This window comes from Vibrio sp. 10N.247.311.14 (assembly GCF_041467715.1).
Taxonomy (GTDB): Bacteria; Pseudomonadota; Gammaproteobacteria; order Enterobacterales; family Vibrionaceae; genus Vibrio; species Vibrio crassostreae_C.
The window spans coordinates 42,140-58,326 of record NZ_JBFSVE010000013.1 but is presented as its reverse complement, the minus strand read 5'-3'; the positions used below and the strand labels follow the sequence as shown (position 1 = coordinate 58,326).

12 protein-coding genes are annotated in these 16,187 nt (G+C 45.5%); 7 read left to right on the top strand and 5 right to left on the bottom strand.

Annotated elements, in window-relative coordinates; genetic code table 11:
* The first annotated feature begins 49 nt into the window (after positions 1 to 49).
* Both recB and recD read left to right on the top strand, forming a co-directional pair.
* Positions 50 to 3,724 carry an exodeoxyribonuclease V subunit beta gene (gene recB, locus AB6F11_RS06890; RefSeq protein WP_102394081.1) on the top strand — a complete coding sequence of 1,225 codons (3,675 nt, stop codon included), beginning with the start codon at positions 50 to 52 and terminating at the stop codon, positions 3,722 to 3,724.
* Positions 3,724 to 5,934, top strand: a complete 2,211-nt coding sequence (gene recD, locus AB6F11_RS06885) for an exodeoxyribonuclease V subunit alpha (protein ID WP_102394082.1) — start codon at positions 3,724 to 3,726, stop codon at positions 5,932 to 5,934. The genes recB and recD overlap by 1 nt, the downstream gene beginning before the upstream one ends.
* An 81-nt stretch (positions 5,935 to 6,015) precedes the next feature.
* On the opposite strand, the gene AB6F11_RS06880 is transcribed toward recD, so the two are convergent.
* The gene (locus AB6F11_RS06880) at positions 6,016 to 6,207 is read right to left on the bottom strand and encodes a hypothetical protein (protein ID WP_046224581.1); all 192 of its coding nucleotides are present in this window, start codon (positions 6,205 to 6,207) and stop codon (positions 6,016 to 6,018) included.
* Positions 6,208 to 6,490: 283 nt separating this feature from the next.
* Positions 6,491 to 7,828, bottom strand: a complete 1,338-nt coding sequence (gene argA, locus AB6F11_RS06875; RefSeq protein WP_102394083.1) for an amino-acid N-acetyltransferase — start codon at positions 7,826 to 7,828, stop codon at positions 6,491 to 6,493.
* A 161-nt stretch (positions 7,829 to 7,989) separates the two neighbouring features.
* On the opposite strand from argA, the gene AB6F11_RS06870 reads away from it, so the two are divergent.
* The 4 genes from AB6F11_RS06870 to csdE all read left to right on the top strand — a co-directional run bounded on the left by AB6F11_RS06870 (position 7,990) and on the right by csdE (position 11,046).
* Positions 7,990 to 8,463, top strand: a complete 474-nt coding sequence (locus AB6F11_RS06870; protein ID WP_017064193.1) for a DUF2850 domain-containing protein — start codon at positions 7,990 to 7,992, stop codon at positions 8,461 to 8,463.
* An 81-nt stretch (positions 8,464 to 8,544) separates the two neighbouring features.
* Positions 8,545 to 9,657, top strand: a complete 1,113-nt coding sequence (gene mltA, locus AB6F11_RS06865; protein ID WP_102394084.1) for a murein transglycosylase A — start codon at positions 8,545 to 8,547, stop codon at positions 9,655 to 9,657.
* Between the two features lie 113 nt (positions 9,658 to 9,770).
* On the top strand, positions 9,771 to 10,580 hold the full coding sequence (tcdA, locus tag AB6F11_RS06860; protein ID WP_017059899.1) for a tRNA cyclic N6-threonylcarbamoyladenosine(37) synthase TcdA: 810 nt from the start codon (positions 9,771 to 9,773) through the stop codon (positions 10,578 to 10,580).
* Positions 10,581 to 10,617: 37 nt separating this feature from the next.
* Complete coding sequence (gene csdE, locus AB6F11_RS06855; protein ID WP_017059900.1) at positions 10,618 to 11,046, top strand: cysteine desulfurase sulfur acceptor subunit CsdE; 429 nt, start codon at positions 10,618 to 10,620, stop codon at positions 11,044 to 11,046.
* A gap of 62 nt (positions 11,047 to 11,108) precedes the next feature.
* Here csdE and csdA read toward each other — a convergent pair whose 3' ends face one another.
* The 3 genes from csdA to AB6F11_RS06840 all read right to left on the bottom strand — a co-directional run bounded on the left by csdA (position 11,109) and on the right by AB6F11_RS06840 (position 14,218).
* A complete protein-coding gene (gene csdA, locus AB6F11_RS06850; protein WP_102394085.1) occupies positions 11,109 to 12,320 on the bottom strand; it encodes a cysteine desulfurase CsdA in 1,212 nt (403 codons plus the stop codon).
* Positions 12,321 to 12,407: 87 nt separating this feature from the next.
* Positions 12,408 to 13,301, bottom strand: a complete 894-nt coding sequence (panE, locus tag AB6F11_RS06845; RefSeq protein ID WP_102394086.1) for a 2-dehydropantoate 2-reductase — start codon at positions 13,299 to 13,301, stop codon at positions 12,408 to 12,410.
* Positions 13,302 to 13,411: 110 nt separating this feature from the next.
* Complete coding sequence (locus AB6F11_RS06840; protein ID WP_102394087.1) at positions 13,412 to 14,218, bottom strand: outer membrane protein OmpK; 807 nt, start codon at positions 14,216 to 14,218, stop codon at positions 13,412 to 13,414.
* Positions 14,219 to 14,804: 586 nt separating this feature from the next.
* On the opposite strand from AB6F11_RS06840, the gene AB6F11_RS06835 reads away from it, so the two are divergent.
* Entirely contained in the window at positions 14,805 to 16,151 is a 1,347-nt protein-coding gene (locus AB6F11_RS06835; protein ID WP_102394088.1) for a DUF4397 domain-containing protein, read from the top strand.
* The last annotated feature ends 36 nt before the right edge of the window (positions 16,152 to 16,187 follow it).

Sequence of the window (16,187 nt, the reverse complement as noted above, 5' to 3'; positions counted from 1 at the left end):
CACGCTAGGTCACATTTGTAACAACACATTTATCAGAAGGCAGTAAGGCATGACGACCACAAGCAGTGTTCAGGTAATCGCTCCACAGACACTCGATACCATGACGTTTCCACTTCATGGCGCGCGTTTAATTGAAGCATCAGCGGGTACAGGTAAAACATTTACCATCGCTGGCTTGTACTTACGCCTACTGCTCGGGCATGGCACGGCCGCTCCACAAGGTGATCTGACTGAAGCCACTCGACACCATGAGCCGCTAACCGTAGACCAAATTCTGGTGGTGACCTTTACTGAAGCAGCTACGGCTGAGCTGCGAGATCGTATTCGTGCTCGTATTCATGATGCACGCATTGCGTTTGCACGTGGGCAAAGTGACGACCCAGTGATTGCGCCTTTGTTACAAGCCATCGATGATCATGCTGGCGCGGCTAAAACTCTGCTTAACGCTGAAAGACAAATGGATGAGGCTGCGGTATACACCATTCACGGTTTCTGTCAGCGAATGTTGACTCAAAATGCTTTTGAGTCTGGAAGCCGCTTTGATAACGAATTTGTGACCGATGAAAGCCACCTAAAAGCACAAGTAGTTGCTGACTATTGGCGTAAACAGTTTTACCCGCTGCCCATTCAACTGGCTGGTGAGGTTCGTAATATCTGGGGTTCACCTGCTGCGTTATTAGCAGACGTAAATCGTTATCTGACAGGATCTCCGCTGAAATTGACGGTAGATGCGATGTCGGGCGACTTGCAAACTCTGCACAACCAAAACCTAGATAAAGTGAAGCAACTTAAAGCGCTGTGGTGTGAATCCGAAGCGGACTTTTTGGCTTTGATCTCTGCTTCGGATGTGAACAAGCGTAGCTACACTAAGAAATCTCTGCCGACATGGTTAGAAGTTGTGACAGCATGGGCGCAGAGCGACACTCATGATTACCAGTTTCCAGATAAACTAGAGAAGTTCTCACAAGCAACGTTAATTGAAAAAACACCAAAAGGCACCGCGCCTCAGCACGCGGTGTTTGAGGCGATTGACGACTTCTTAAATAACCCTGCCGACTTGAAAGCTCCGTTATTGGCGCATGCCATTACTCATTGTCGAACCATGTTAGCTAAGGCTAAGCAGCAGAAGCAGTGGCTATCATTTGATGACTTGCTGACTCAGTTATCTGCGTCGATTGATGTGGATGAGCAATCACTGCTGGTGGAGAGAATCCGCACCTTATACCCGGTGGCGATGATCGATGAATTCCAAGATACCGATCCGCTTCAATACAGTATTTTTAGCCGAATCTACCTTGATAACCCGCAATGCGGTCTGTTTATGATCGGTGACCCGAAACAGGCTATCTACGGTTTCCGTGGCGCGGATATCTTTACTTACATCAAGGCAAGAAACCAAGTTAGTGCTCACTATACGTTAGGCACTAACTGGCGTTCGAGTGCTGATATGGTCAGCGCGGTAAACCAAGTCTTTATGAATTCGGATAGCCCGTTTATCTACGACCAAGACATTCCATTTCTGCCCGTCGCTGCCAGTCCATCGGCTGACAACCGCCAATGGGTGATGAACGGAGAAACTCAACACGCACTGACCTTTTGGTTACAAGATGCAGAAGATAAGCCACTACCTAAAGGCGAATATCACAAAGCCATGGCCGAGGCGACGGCGAGTCAAATTCAAACCATTCTGACCGCTTCTCAAAACCAGCAAGCCTATTTTGATAACGGCAAAAAACAACATGCCGTGAATGCGGGTGATATTGCTGTTTTGGTTCGAACCGGTAGTGAAGGTCGTCTGATTAAGAACGCGTTGTCGGAACAAGGCATTGCGAGCGTGTATTTATCCAACCGAGACAGTGTGTTCACCAGCTTGGTCGCACAAGATATTCAACGTTTGTTGCAGGCGGTGCTGACACCTGAAAATGACCGAGCATTACGCGCCAGTTTAGCGTCGGAGTTGTTTGCTCTGGATGCCGCATCATTGGATGAACTCAACAACGATGAAGTGGTGTGGGAAAACGTCGTTAACGAGTTTAGAGAATATCGTAAGTTGTGGCTTCAGCGCGGCGTGTTGCCAATGCTTCGCAGCGTGATCAGTAAACGACATCTCGCGGAACGCTTACTGGAAGAAGAAAATGGTGAGCGCTCACTCACTGATTTAATGCACATTGGCGAATTGTTGCAACAAGCTAGGCAGGAGCTCGACAGTGACTATGGCTTGTTGCGTTGGTTGGCAGAAGCGATATCAGATGCACAAAATGGTTTAGGCGGCAGTGAAGATGACATTCAACGTCTTGAGTCAGAGAGAAACTTGGTTCAAATCGTTACTATTCACAAATCGAAAGGTTTGGAATATGACCTTGTATTCCTGCCATTTGTCGCGAGTTACCGAGAAGCGAGCGAAGGCAAATTCTACGACCATGATTCAGACACCACAGTACTCGATATTACTGGCAGCGACAGTGCCTTAGCGCAAGCCGATAAAGAACGACTAGCGGAAGATTTGCGCCTGGTTTATGTAGCGCTGACTCGTGCGGTTTATGGCTGTTTTATTGGTATAGCGCCACTGCGTAAAGGGCGTTCAACCAAAGAACCGACAGGCGTGCATTTGAGTGCGATGGGCTACTTGGTTCAAAACGGACAAGAGCAGGGTATTGCCGAATTGCATCAAGCTCTAACGGCAATTGAAGGCAAAAATTCAAGTGTGCTGTTAGCCGAAACACCAACCGCTCATGAACAGGTGTTTGTACAAACAGAGCAAGTGAGTGACGACTTACAGGCCAGTGAACTTAAGGCTTCAATTGACCGATCTTGGCGTATTACCAGTTACTCAGGCTTAGTCAAACAGGGCAGTCACGGCGCGAGCCATGATGCGACCATTGAGGTGTCTGGTTTCGATATTGACTCGGCTGATGAGCAGGATGAGTCTGAGTTGATTGAGCCTGAACGCTCTATCTTTACGTTCCCTCGTGGTGCTCGCCCAGGTACTTTCTTACACACCTTGTTTGAGGAGGTTGAATTTACCGAGCCAGCAACCAGTGAACATAACACGCAAGTAATCACTCACTTATTAGAATCAGAGCAATATGAATTAGAGTGGCTACCTGTGCTTCAGCAACTGGTCGATACAGTGCTGAACACCGCATTAGACGGCAAGAACTTAAAGCTAAGCGAGAAAGACTCGACGCAACGTTTAGTTGAGATGGAATTCTTACTGCCGATCGAAGTATTGGCTGCATCTGAACTGAATCAAACCATTCAATATCACGATCCATTGTCAGCCAAAGCGGGCGATCTAGGTTTCCAAACCGTGCAAGGTATGTTGAAAGGCTTCATCGATTTGGTGTTTGAGCACCAAGGTAAATACTATGTACTCGACTGGAAATCGAATCACTTAGGAGATGATGTTGCTGTCTACCATGGCGAGGCATTGAAATCGGCGATGGCCGACCATCGCTATGATTTGCAATATCAAATCTATGCATTGGCGTTGCACCGTTTCTTACGCAGCCGCGTTGCCAATTACAGCTACGAACAACATTTTGGTGGCGTGTACTACTTGTTCTTACGAGGAATGGACGGCCAATCTCAGCAAGGTATTTTCTCGGCGAAACCAACACTGGCTTTACTTGATGAAATGGATCAATTGATTGACGGTAAAGTGATAGACAGACGTTCGGCACAATTGAATGACGATGAAACTGGACAGATGGGGCTTTTATAATGACAACAACGATCACTAATACCGGCATAGATACTGCGAACACAGCAAAGCCAGTTTCACTTATTCCTGAGCAACTGATGGATGTACTCCAGTTTCTTGCGGATAAGGGTTCTATTCGTCAGTTGGATTATCAATTTGCCCGTTTTCTTGCTCAGCAAGCCACGAGCTACCCTCAAAAGATCGGCTTTCTCGCGGGGGTAGTGAGCCATGAATTAGGCAAAGGACACATTTGTACTCAGCTTATACAGCAGCATACGACAGGCCCTGAACTAGCGGCAGATCTTGCTCAGTTACTTGGGTTATACGGTGAAACTGCACTGCAATTGAACCAAAAACTGTTGGGTATTGATTGGGTGGCTGTGCTTCAATCATCAAACTTAGTGGGAACGACCAACGATTGTGTTAAGCCTCTAATGTTCGATGGGCAGCGTGTCTATTTACAGCGTTATTGGAACTACGAAGTTGTGTTGGCTGAGACCTTAAACCGTTTAAGTAAGCCGGTAGAGTTCAATACTGAGCAGAAAAAAGCGCTGACTGAAACGCTCAATCTGCTTTTTGCACGTAGCTATCATTTTCTGTTTAACGCCTTAGCCAGGGCTGAAGCAAATCAGCAGACGTCTCAGGTATTACGCCAACAATTGGTGTGTGACCATCTTGATATTGTGAATGAGCAGGCTTTAGATTGGGGATCAATCGACCAAGCGATTGTACAAGCTAAGCAGGTGACGGACTTAGATGTGTTGGACGACTTGGTGCCGTTATCGGCATGTTTGAACTGGCAAAAAGTCGCGGCAGCGGTGGCGCTGAGTCGTCGTTTTGCGGTGATTTCTGGTGGGCCGGGTACTGGTAAAACAACCACGGTAACCAAATTACTGTCGGCGATGGTCGAGCAATCTCTCAGCCAAGGTAAAACACCAACGATTAAGCTAGTGGCACCAACGGGTAAAGCGGCGGCGCGTTTAACCGAGTCGATCGGTAAAGCAATTGAACAGCTGCCATTAGCGCCTGAAGTGAAAGCCAACATACCGACCGAATCGAGCACCTTACACAGATTACTCGGCGCGATTCCTAACCGTGCTGAGTTTAGGCATAACCGACGCAATCCACTCCACCTTGATATCTTGGTAGTGGATGAAGCTTCAATGGTTGATCTGTCGATGATGTATAAGCTGGTGGATGCACTTCCTGAGCACGCAAGGCTCATCTTATTGGGTGATAAAGACCAACTCGCTTCAGTAGAGGCAGGTGCTGTGCTCGGTGATATCTGTTCATTCAACTCTGCAGGGTACAGCACAGCGCAAGGCAATTTGATTGCAGAGATGACAGGTTTTGATGCGATAGCTAAACCAAGACAAGACAAAGCTGGAGCGGTGAATCCGCCTGCGATTGCGGATAGCTTGTGTATGCTGCAGAAGAGTTATCGTTTCGATGCGCGCTCCGGTATCGGTCAGCTGGCAAAAGCAATCAATAATGGTTCTGCGAATCAAGTAGACCAAGTGTTTGCCAAAGGTTTTGGCGATATCGAAAACCACCCTCTGTCGAGTGACAGCTATAACCTGATGCTGCGTACTTTGGTTAACGAGTATGGTGCGTACCTCAATAGAATGAATGTGCCGTTGGAAGAGTTAGAAACTCAAGAAGCGAGAGCGAAATCGGTAATCGATTTGTTCAGCCAATGCCGACTGTTGTGTTCCATTCGTGAAGGGGATTTTGGTGTTAAAGGCCTCAACCACAGAATTGAAAGAGCACTGGCCGCAAGGCGTTTGGTGAGCCCTCATAATGATGAGCTGTGGTATCACGGACGTCCTGTTATGGTGACGCGAAATGATCATGGCTTGGGTTTGTACAATGGTGATATTGGTATCTGTATGCTTGAGGCGGGTTCTAGTCAACCTGACTTAACCCCTCGTTTGAAGGTCTATTTTGAGTTGCCCGATGGCAGCGTAAAAGCTGTGCTACCAAGCCGAGTGCCCGATCATGAAACGGCTTATGCAATGACAATACACAAATCTCAGGGTAGTGAATTTGATCTGACCTTAATGATCTTGCCGCCAGATTTCAGCCCTATTTTAACGCGGGAGCTTATCTATACAGGTATTACACGTGCGAAGAAACGACTGATGATGTTCAGCGATACAAATGTGTTGAAGCGTGGGATTAAGGTGAAAACAGAGCGAGTGAGTGGTTTAGGCAGTCGCTTAACGAATTAGTCGTTATGGACGGCTAGAGAAGGTTTTGAACTTAGGGCTAGATAAACACAAAGCAACCATCCTTGGTTGCTTTGAGCGTTATTAGGAATCAGAGCCTAAAAACGCTCGAGTAAACGATATGTGGTTTATCTTGTACTTTGCTTGGCAATTCAAAATAAACTCTTTTAGATTCTCGCTAACAGGGAACACGCAGTGTACGTCTAGCCCTTCTAAGAATTGGTTATCAGCCATATCCCAAAAACTTTGCAGCGAGTTACAAACAATGGTTCTCATATCAATATTGCTCTTTTTGCTGTTTATATTAACGAGCAGAGCTAATGTTAGCGTGCTGGCCGTCAACGGGTATAGCAATCCGTGCAGTGACCACCTCAATGAGTTCGACATGACTATCGAGAGGGCAATTCCAATAAAAACATTTGTTAAGATTATTAAAGCGTCTAAATTCTATACAATTATACGTGTGAGTGAAAGTGCATAGTTAATAAATCTCATATAGAAAACGATTACATTTGCAATTATTTTTCTGTCGAAGTGAGATTGTGCTCCAAAACTTTATTTATACGTTGAGCGCCAAGATCTTTGAGTTTCTCTGATAGTTGTATAACCCTTGTTTTTCCATCGGTAATTCATCAACCGCTATCTCGTAAAAACCCTGTTCACGGAACCAGTGAAGGCTGTGCGTAGTAAGGACAAAAATCTGGTCGATATCACGAGATTTTGATTGGTGACGCATGTAATCCAGTAATATTTGCCCGCGGTTGCCATCACGATAATCAGGATGAATAGCCACGCACGCCATCTCCGCCATATGATCTTCCGGGTATGCGTAAAGCGCTGCGCAACCGATAATCAGCCCGTCTTTTTCAATAATGGTAAATCGGTGGATTTCTTGCTCTAGCTGTTCTCGAGAGCGGCGCACTAAGATGCCTTGTTCTTCAAGAGGGCGAATAAGGTCAAAGATGCCGCCAATATCGTCGATCTGAGCTTGTCTTACTTGCTCGGCACTAGCCATGACCACTTGGGTTCCAATACCGTCAAAAGAGAACAACTCTTGGATTAATGCGCCATCTACCTTGTAGCTGATTAGATGACAACGAGGCACACCAGCTCGACAAGCGGAGATCGCTCCTTTCAAGAAGCGCAGTGTTCCTGTGCTCATGTCTTCGGCAGGATTTTGAGATTCCGTTAATCGTTCTAGAATTTGCTTGGCATCTTTAGGGAAGAGTTCGGCGAGCACGTTACCGCGTTCATCTGTTACCCCTTGTTCGGAGCAGAAGCCAATCAGCTTGTCGGCCTTTAGACGAATAGCAACTTGGGTAGCGACCTCTTCAGAAAGTAGGTTAAAGCTTTCGCCTGTCACGGAGCTGGCAATAGGGCCAAGCAGTACAATTGAACCTTGGTCAAGCGTGCGATTGATCCCTTCGATATCGATTCGACGAATACGCCCGCTGTGGCAATAATCCGTACCGTCATCCACGCCAAGCGGTTGAGCCGTAATGAAGTTACCACTCATAACATTGAGTTGAGTGCCTGCCATCGGCGTGTTGTTTAAGCTCATTGAGAGGCGTGCGGTGATGGCAAGTTGAAGCTGTCCAGCAGCCTGCATAGCGACGCCCAAAGAATATTCATCAGTGACCCTAATATTCTTGTGATAAGGCGTATGGCAATCTTGCTTGGCGAGCAATTGGTTGATCTGCGGTCTTGCCCCGTGAACGAGAACAATCTTTACTCCAAGGCTGTGGAGCAAGGCTATATCACTAATAATGTTACCAAAGTTCCTGTCGGCAACGGCTTCGCCTCCCAGCATAATGACCATGGTTTTGCCACGGTGAGCATTTACGTAAGGGGTTGATTGTCTGAAACCTTTTACTAGCGCTGTACTTCTTAATTTCACAGAACAAGTCCATTTTGTTTATTTATTCGATAATTTAGCATTTAAATTCAAATGTAAACAACACCTTTTTGGAATAAAGCGCAAACTATTCTTATCTAGGCTTCAATATATAAACTGTCTCAGTGTAGAATGCGCATAGCATCCTTATGAGTAGTCACCGAATGCAACAAGCTCCAGCAACAAAGAACAAAATCGATGAGATAACCAAAGGTCTCTACAGCGAAGCTGATCAGCGCAATCAATCTAAGTTGAAGCGTAAGATCATTGAACGCTGTTTAATGGTTCTAGCCTTAGTGGGTTCGTTTGCGGTGGTTTCTTTGTTCGGCGATGTGCTTTCCCGAGTGCAAAATGCGGCGACGCCCGACAATCTGATATACGGCACTTGGATAGAGCAAGATGTTGCACATTATGCGACCGATGAGTTTGTTCTGAATGCTAATGGTGTGTCAGTTCGTGGGTCTGTTGTTTCGACGAGCTTTGACTTTGATGGAAACTACTTTGAATACAAGGCGGGTGATAAAACCTATCGCTTCCGCATGACCAATTCTGACAATACAGAAATGGTGCTCGATTCTGACAGTCACTACAATCCCATCTTCCGCCTTAAGGGCCATATCGATAACTCCGTCCGATAGGTTATCTTCTTGTAAACTCTTACAATCTAAGATTGTGTTATCTGACTGTTTTTGTCATCCTCGATGCATAGAATTTTTAGGATGACTCTTGTGATTAAAAAATGGCTTCCCCTTGTCGCTGCCTCTTTGTTATTTGGCTGTGCTCAACCCACTGATCTTGCTCAGCAACACCTTGATGACGAATTTCCTCGTACCTTGAATAAGGTCGATCAGGTTGAATCCAATAAACCAAGAGACTACACCGCATTTGCAGAACAAGCTGAGATGGTGGTTTCTAAATCCCCTTCGATGGCTAAAATCTATGAGCCGCTTTATCAACAACTCAATGAGTGGGCGATGCTGAGTGGAGATCCAAGCGAGCTAGCGAATTTTGGCGTTCAAACCGCCCAACTAGGTGGTGGTGATAAACAAGGCAATGTTTTGTTCACGGGCTACTTTTCTCCTGTGATGGAGCTGCGCCACGAAGCGAATGAAGAATACCGTTACCCTGTTTACGGGCTTCCTAAGTGTGGCAAAGAGTGTCCAACACGCGAAGAGATTTACAACGGCGCATTAGAAGGTCAAGGCCTTGAGTTAGGTTATTCAGCAAACCGCATCGACCCATTTATGATGGAAGTGCAGGGCAGTGGATTTGTGCACTTCGGTGATGATGACACGCTGCAGTATTTCGCCTACGCGGGTAAGAATAATAAAGCTTATGTGAGCATTGGCCGTGTTCTGATTGAACGAGGCTTAGTTCCACGCGAAAAAATGTCGCTAAAAGCAATCAAAGAGTGGGTATTGGCAAACGATCCTGAAGTAGTGAAAGAGCTGCTTGAGCAAAACCCTTCTTTCGTTTTCTTTGAAGCGAGAGACGACCTATCGGTAATGGGCAGCGCGGGCATTCCTCTATTACCTATGGCGGCGGTAGCGGGCGATCGCTCTATCTTACCTATGGGAACACCGATTCTTGCTGAGGTTCCACTACTGAATGCTGATGGTACTTGGAGCGGCGCTCATCAACTAAGACTGCTATTGGTTTTGGATACGGGCGGCGCGGTTAAGCAAAACCATTTGGACCTTTACCACGGCATGGGCCCTCGAGCGGGTACAGAAGCGGGCCATTACAAGCATTTTGGTCGTGTGTGGAAGCTCGGTTTAGATGGCAGCGCAACTGAAGCGCCTTGGGCTTTGCCTCCTGAAAAGGTTGAGTAAGCTACAATAAAATAGGGCATTGAAAGCGAATCGCTAATCCCCTAGACTTTTTATTCAAGAGTGCGTATAAAACGCACTCTTTTCTTTTTCTCAGAAATAAATTGGCGGCAACAATGCGTGAATTGACCACTCCAGCTTCAGAAAACTATGACCAACGATTTGGTGGCACTCGTCGCCTATATGGCAATAGTGAAGTCGACATACTTAGAGCTGCACACGTGTGCGTGATCGGTATTGGCGGTGTAGGTTCATGGGCTGTTGAAGCGCTTGCTCGTACTGGTTTAGGTGAGCTGACTTTGATCGATATGGATGATGTGTGTGTGACCAACATCAACCGTCAGATCCACGCAATGTCGGGTACCGTTGGTAAAAGCAAAATTGAAGTGATGGCAGAGCGCGTTAAGCTGATTAACCCTGAGTGTAAAGTTAACCTGATTGACGACTTTATCGGCCCTGATAATCAGGCTGAATACCTATCGAAAGAGTTCGACTTTGTATTAGATGCGATTGACAGCATGAAAGCTAAGGCTTCACTGTTGGCTTATTGTCGTAGCAACAAAATCAAGGTGATCACTACCGGTGGTGCGGGTGGTCAAATCGATCCCACTCAAATCAAAGTGGCTGATCTGACGAAGACGATTCAAGATCCGCTCGCGAAGAAGCTAAAAGATACCCTTCGTCGTCATCATAATTTCCCTAAGAATCCAGCACGTAAGTTTGGTATCGATTGTGTGTTCTCAACTGAACAGCTGAAATACCCTCAAGCTGACGGCAGTGTATGTGCTGCGAAAGCGACAGCAGAAGGTCCAAAACGTATGGATTGTGCGACGGGTTTTGGTGCAGCAACGGTTGTAACCGCGACGTTTGGCTTTGTGGCTGTTTCACGTATCGTCGAAAAGCTGATTCAAAAGCACGCTAAGTAACGTCTTTTACTCAATTAACAATCGACTGGATATTAAAATGACCACATTCCCAAGCTCTCCATTCGGCACTGAAATTACCAGTGATGATATCGTCGCGAAGATGCAGACATTCAGCGGCTGGGAAGACCGTTATCGCCAAGTGATTCAATGGGGTAAGAAACTGCCAACGATGCCTGATGAACTGAAAAGTGAGCAGGTGATTGTCTCTGGCTGTGAAAGCCAAGTGTGGTTGGTTTCTCAAAATATCGACGGTGTTTGGCACTTTTGTGCTGATTCTGATGCTCGTATTGTGCGCGGTCTGATTGCATTAGTGATGGCTGCGTATGATGGAAAAACATCAGAGCAGGTTCAAGCGTTCGATATTGATGGTTACTTTGAACAAATCGGTCTAATTACCCACCTTAGCCCATCTCGCGGGAACGGATTAAAAGCGATCGTTGCTCAAATCCAAGAGCTAAGTGCTTAATATCTCTTAGATACACAGAAACGAAAAGGGTTGACGCTAAACGCCAACCCTAAATAATCTCGCTACAGCATATCAACAGCTTTTTCTATCGCAACGATAAGCTTATCAACGTCATCCATGTTGTTGTAAATACCAAATGAAATTCGAACCGTTCCTTTTACATTAAGCGCATCCATTAATGGGTGAGCACAATGATGCCCTGCACGTACCGCGATCCCTTGCTGATCCAACAGTGTCGCAATGTCTTGATGGTGAACACCATCCATCACAAAAGTAATCACACTTGCGTTGGGTTGATACCCTAAAACCTGAATGTCATCCAGTTTACTGAGCGCAAGGTAGGTCTCGTGTTGTAGCTGGTGGATATGATTTTCGACATCTTGCTGTGCAAAACCACGTAACCATTCTATTGCAGTGCTTAATGCTATCGCTCCGGCCACATTTGGCGTGCCCGCTTCAAATTTCCCCGGCAGTTCTGAAAAAGTGGTGCCAGAAAAAGAGACGCGCTCAACCATTTTGCCACCACCGTGCCAAGGTGGCATCGCTTCGAGCAATTCAAGCTTGCCGTAAAGCACACCGATACCCGCAGGGGCATAGAGTTTGTGCCCAGAGAATACGTAGAAATCCGCACCTAAAGTAGCAACATCAATAGGCTCATGAACGATCCCTTGCGCGCCATCGACCACAACAATCGCATTCATCTTGTGTGCTTTTTCTATGACAGCTTCAATTGGCTGACGAGAACCCGTCACGTTGGTTATCTGAGCCAATGCAACAATCTTGGTTCGTTCATTTAAAAGCGTATCAAACGCGACTAGGTCAAATTCGCAACCTGATGTCATCGGTACTTTAACGACTTTAGCGCCGGTTTGTTCTGCCACAATTTGCCAAGGGACAATGTTGGCGTGATGTTCCATTTCACTCACTAAGATCTCATCGCCTGGCTGAAGAGTACTTCTTGCGTAGGTTTGAGCAATTAGGTTAAGTGCTTCGGTGGCACCGCGAGTCCAGATAATCTCTTTTGAAGATGTAGCGCCAATAAACTGAGCGACCTTATCTCTTGCTGCTTCAAACTTGCTGGTGGCGTGCGCGGTTAAACTATGACTGCCACGATGAACATTGGCATTCTGCTTGGAGTAATATTGGCTAATGGCATCAATAACTACCTGAGGTTTTTGTGTCGTTGCCGCGCTGTCTAAGTAAATCAATGGTTGTTGATTGATGGTTTGTGATAGCGCAGGAAACTGCTCTCGGATGTGATTGATATCAAGCATCTATTCTTACCTAAAATCTTGGAAATTGGTGCCAGCGTTATGCTTAGCTGTATTGTTATTTTATCGCGACTTGTTGACAGTTGCTGACTAATCTTGATGATTCCAGCTATTTTCTTGCTCTTTGACCTGATCGAACAGTTTTTGGTTAACGGGAACTTCTATCTGATGCTTAAGCGCTGTTTTTATTAGGTGTCCAGTGATGAAGTCGATCTCTGTCTTGCGTTGGTAAAACATATCCTGCTTCATGGATGAGTTGTTTTGAGCCGTGGCTTGGATGACCTGCTTGACACTTGCTTCTAATCCGTCGAATGAACAAGCGATCTCTTCGGCCTGCATAACTAGTGTTAGCTCTTCAACGATAGAACTTAAAATACCCTCAAACCTTTGGTCTGCAAGTTCGCCGTTCTTGATTTGTTCCAACCCAGTGAGTGGGTTGATAGCACAATTGATGGCGAGTTTAGTCCATAGTGCGGATGTTATCTCTGGGTTCCAACTCACAGCGGGGAGAGCATTATCTAAGACATCAACTAAAAACGTGCACTGTTGACCCGTTTGGTTAAAAGTACCCAATTGAGTTTGCCCCAATCCAGTATGAGACACATTGTTTCGGTTGGGTTTGAATGCTGCTTGAGTTGTCGTCGCCAATACTATCGGGTGATCATCAATTTTAGTAGCAATGTTATCGACCGCACCCATTCCGTTATGCATGAACATGAGAATGGTGTCAGAGTCGAGGTATTGAAGTAACGGAGTAGTGGCTTCTTCTACTTGCCAAGCTTTGACTGTGAAGATCACTAAGTCACTCGTTGATAGCTTTTCGATATTGTTATTACTGAAGGAAAGTGAAGTTTGCTCATCAAGTGTTAGGTCAATTGAGGTTTCAGGGGAGCGACTCCACAACGAGACATTATGACCAGCTTGAAGCAATTTAATCGCCCATAAAGAGCCGATAGCTCCTGGTCCAACAATAGTGATGTTCACAGTAATACCGAGATAAGAAAGTGATGCTGCAAGGATAGCGAGGCATTAAATGAAAGCAATAAAAAATGGCACCCGAGGGTGCCATTTTGGAAACTTTCTTAGAAGTTCTATTAGAACTTGTAAGTTACTGCTACGTAGTGACCTACGCCTGAAGTACGACCGGCGAAACCGCCATCTTCTAAGCCGTAAACAGTTTCGTATGCTTTTAGACCGTAACCTACAGCGTAACGATCTGAGTGCCAGTAGATACCGTTATACATAGCGCCGCCACTGCTTTCTGCACTGTATTCATCTTTCATACCAAATTGCCAATCGATGTAACCTTGGTAAGAGATGAATGAACCATTTTCGAAGAAGTAGAATGGTTTGAACCAGTTTGCAGAAACTTGGTAGCCGTTCCAGTCTTTAACGTTTGAATCGTAGTTACCGTAAAGGTTTAGGCCAATTTTACCTAACCAAGGAACCATTACGTCAGAACCTAGACCAACTTTTTGCTGGTTAACACCAAAAGTAGTGTCAGTTGTGTTAACTCCGTCCCAAGTAATTTCAGAGGCAACGTAAAGCTCTTGTACTGGACCAAATGAAAGGTCTTTGCCTGTCAACCCATCAAGAGACATACGAGGAGCAAATTTCATAAACATTTTTGCTTCGCTATCTGCTTTATCGCTACCTGGATCCGAAAGTAGGTTAAATACATCAACATAGCCATATAGGTCGAAGATTCCTGAACGACCGCCAAATTCCATTTCCATGTAATCATGGCTAGAGTTACCAGGCTTCTCGTTGAATGCACCCATAAGGTTGAACTGCATCCACTTGTAATCGTTTTTGTGGATGTCGCCGTCAGAATAATCCGCTGCCATTACTGGAGCAGAAGTTGCTGCAAGTAGGCCAAGAGTTAAAAGTGATTTACGCATAATGGAACTCTCTATGTTAAAAATGAATAACCCGCTAATCCGTGCGTGTTTATGATGTCCGAATGCCGAGCATAATAGCGATTTTGTTCTCAAATAAAAGTGAGACAGAGTGAAAACTACAATTATTAATTTGAAGTGGATCACACTAATGATCTAAATGATGGAACTTTAACGCGGCAATGCATCTTGATGCACCTCTAATTCTATTGATTTTGTGAAATTGGATTATTTTGTAGATAAATTGGTGAATAACCGCTCTAAGCAAACGATTATACTAAATAGAGTGATATGCATATCAAAATCAACAGTATTCTTTTCTAAGCGTTTTCTCTTAAAAAATGACTCATTCAAACCACCTCTTAATCTCGTCTTTGATCTATTTTTGACCAACAGCGTAGTGGAGTTGGAATCAATTGATGGACAACTCATGTGATGACTGCCTAGGGATTTGAACCTAGCTACTTTTTGAATCACGGAGAATTAAAGACAGTTCACTGCACTAGATTTTGAAATACTTTTTAAAGATTAGTTATTGGACTAATCATTTGTGTGACGAACTGGTCTAACTTTTTTGGAGAGAAGACCGATGAAATATTCACCTATACTCGCTGTAGCGATATCAGCCCTTTTCATTGTTGGGTGTGATGATGACGATGAACCAACAACTCAACTACAAGCTGTACATGCATCGCCAGATGCGCCTTTAGCTAACGTTTTAGTCAATAGCCAGGCTCGTTGGAGCGGTGTCGATTATGCTCAGGCATCCGGATACGCCTCAGTAGATCAAGGACAGACAACTCTTCAAGTCGATGTTCAACTCCCAGGTGACGCTGTTGCTACTGTTATTTCTCCAAGCCAATTCGATTTAAGCGGTGAATTAGATTACACCGTGATGGTTGTAGGCGACGCCGATGGATCCAACAATCCTGTAGAGGCTTTGGTTGTTACTCGCCCTGCTGCAGGAACGGCAACAAGTTCAAGCCTAGATGTGCAAGTAGTACACGCGGCAACAGGGGTTGGCGATGTAAATCTGTATGTCACTGGTCCTAGTGATCCATTGGGCGCACCGTTAGGGACTTTAGCTTATAAAGATTTTACTGACGTACTCAATATTCCAGCAGGGCAATACCGAGTGAGATTAGAAACCGTGAGCGGCAATGCTATTGCTTTTGACTCCGGAGAAATAACTCTGTCTGGCGGTAGCGAGCTAACGATCGCGGCTGTGCCAAGAGCTGACTCCAATAGCACTTCTCCAGTAAAATTGATGGTAATGGACGGTTCGGGCTCATCTTTAATCTACGACATGGCAGAAACTGCAGAAGTAAGAGTCGGTCATCTCGTTGATGGCGCCCCAGATGTAGATGTTTTTGTCAACGGAGCTGCATTTGCACCTCTTGCTGATTTGATGTTTAAAGAGATCCGCGGTTTTATCGATTTAGCCGCAGGAAGTTATGACATTGACATCTTTGCTGATGGCACTACAACCAATGCACTGATTGATGCAGATGGAGTCGCGGTATTTGCTGGTATGGATTACAGCATCTATGCAGTAGGGACGGTAACTCCACTGAGTTTGGAACCATTGGTTATTCCTGAAAACCGTCGTCCGGTTGCGACCAGCGCGGTGCTAAACATTACCCACGCCGCTGCTAACCCAATAGCGGCTTCGGTGGATATTTACTTAACAGAAAACGCGGGGATCTCTGGTAGCACTCCAGCGCTAAGTGATGTGAAGTTCAAAGATTATGCGAATGGCATTTATGTTGCGGCGGGGTCTTATTTTGTGACGATTACTGTAGCGGGTCAGCCGTCGGTTGTGGCTATCGACTCTGCGCCCGCAACCTTAGCTGATGGTGTAGTGTATCAAGTGGTGGCGATTGATGATTCGATGGGTACGGGTTTTAACCTAATTGTCAGTGAAACAACAGACTAGATCTGAAGACAGAACGTAGAAGAGGGTAGATCAATG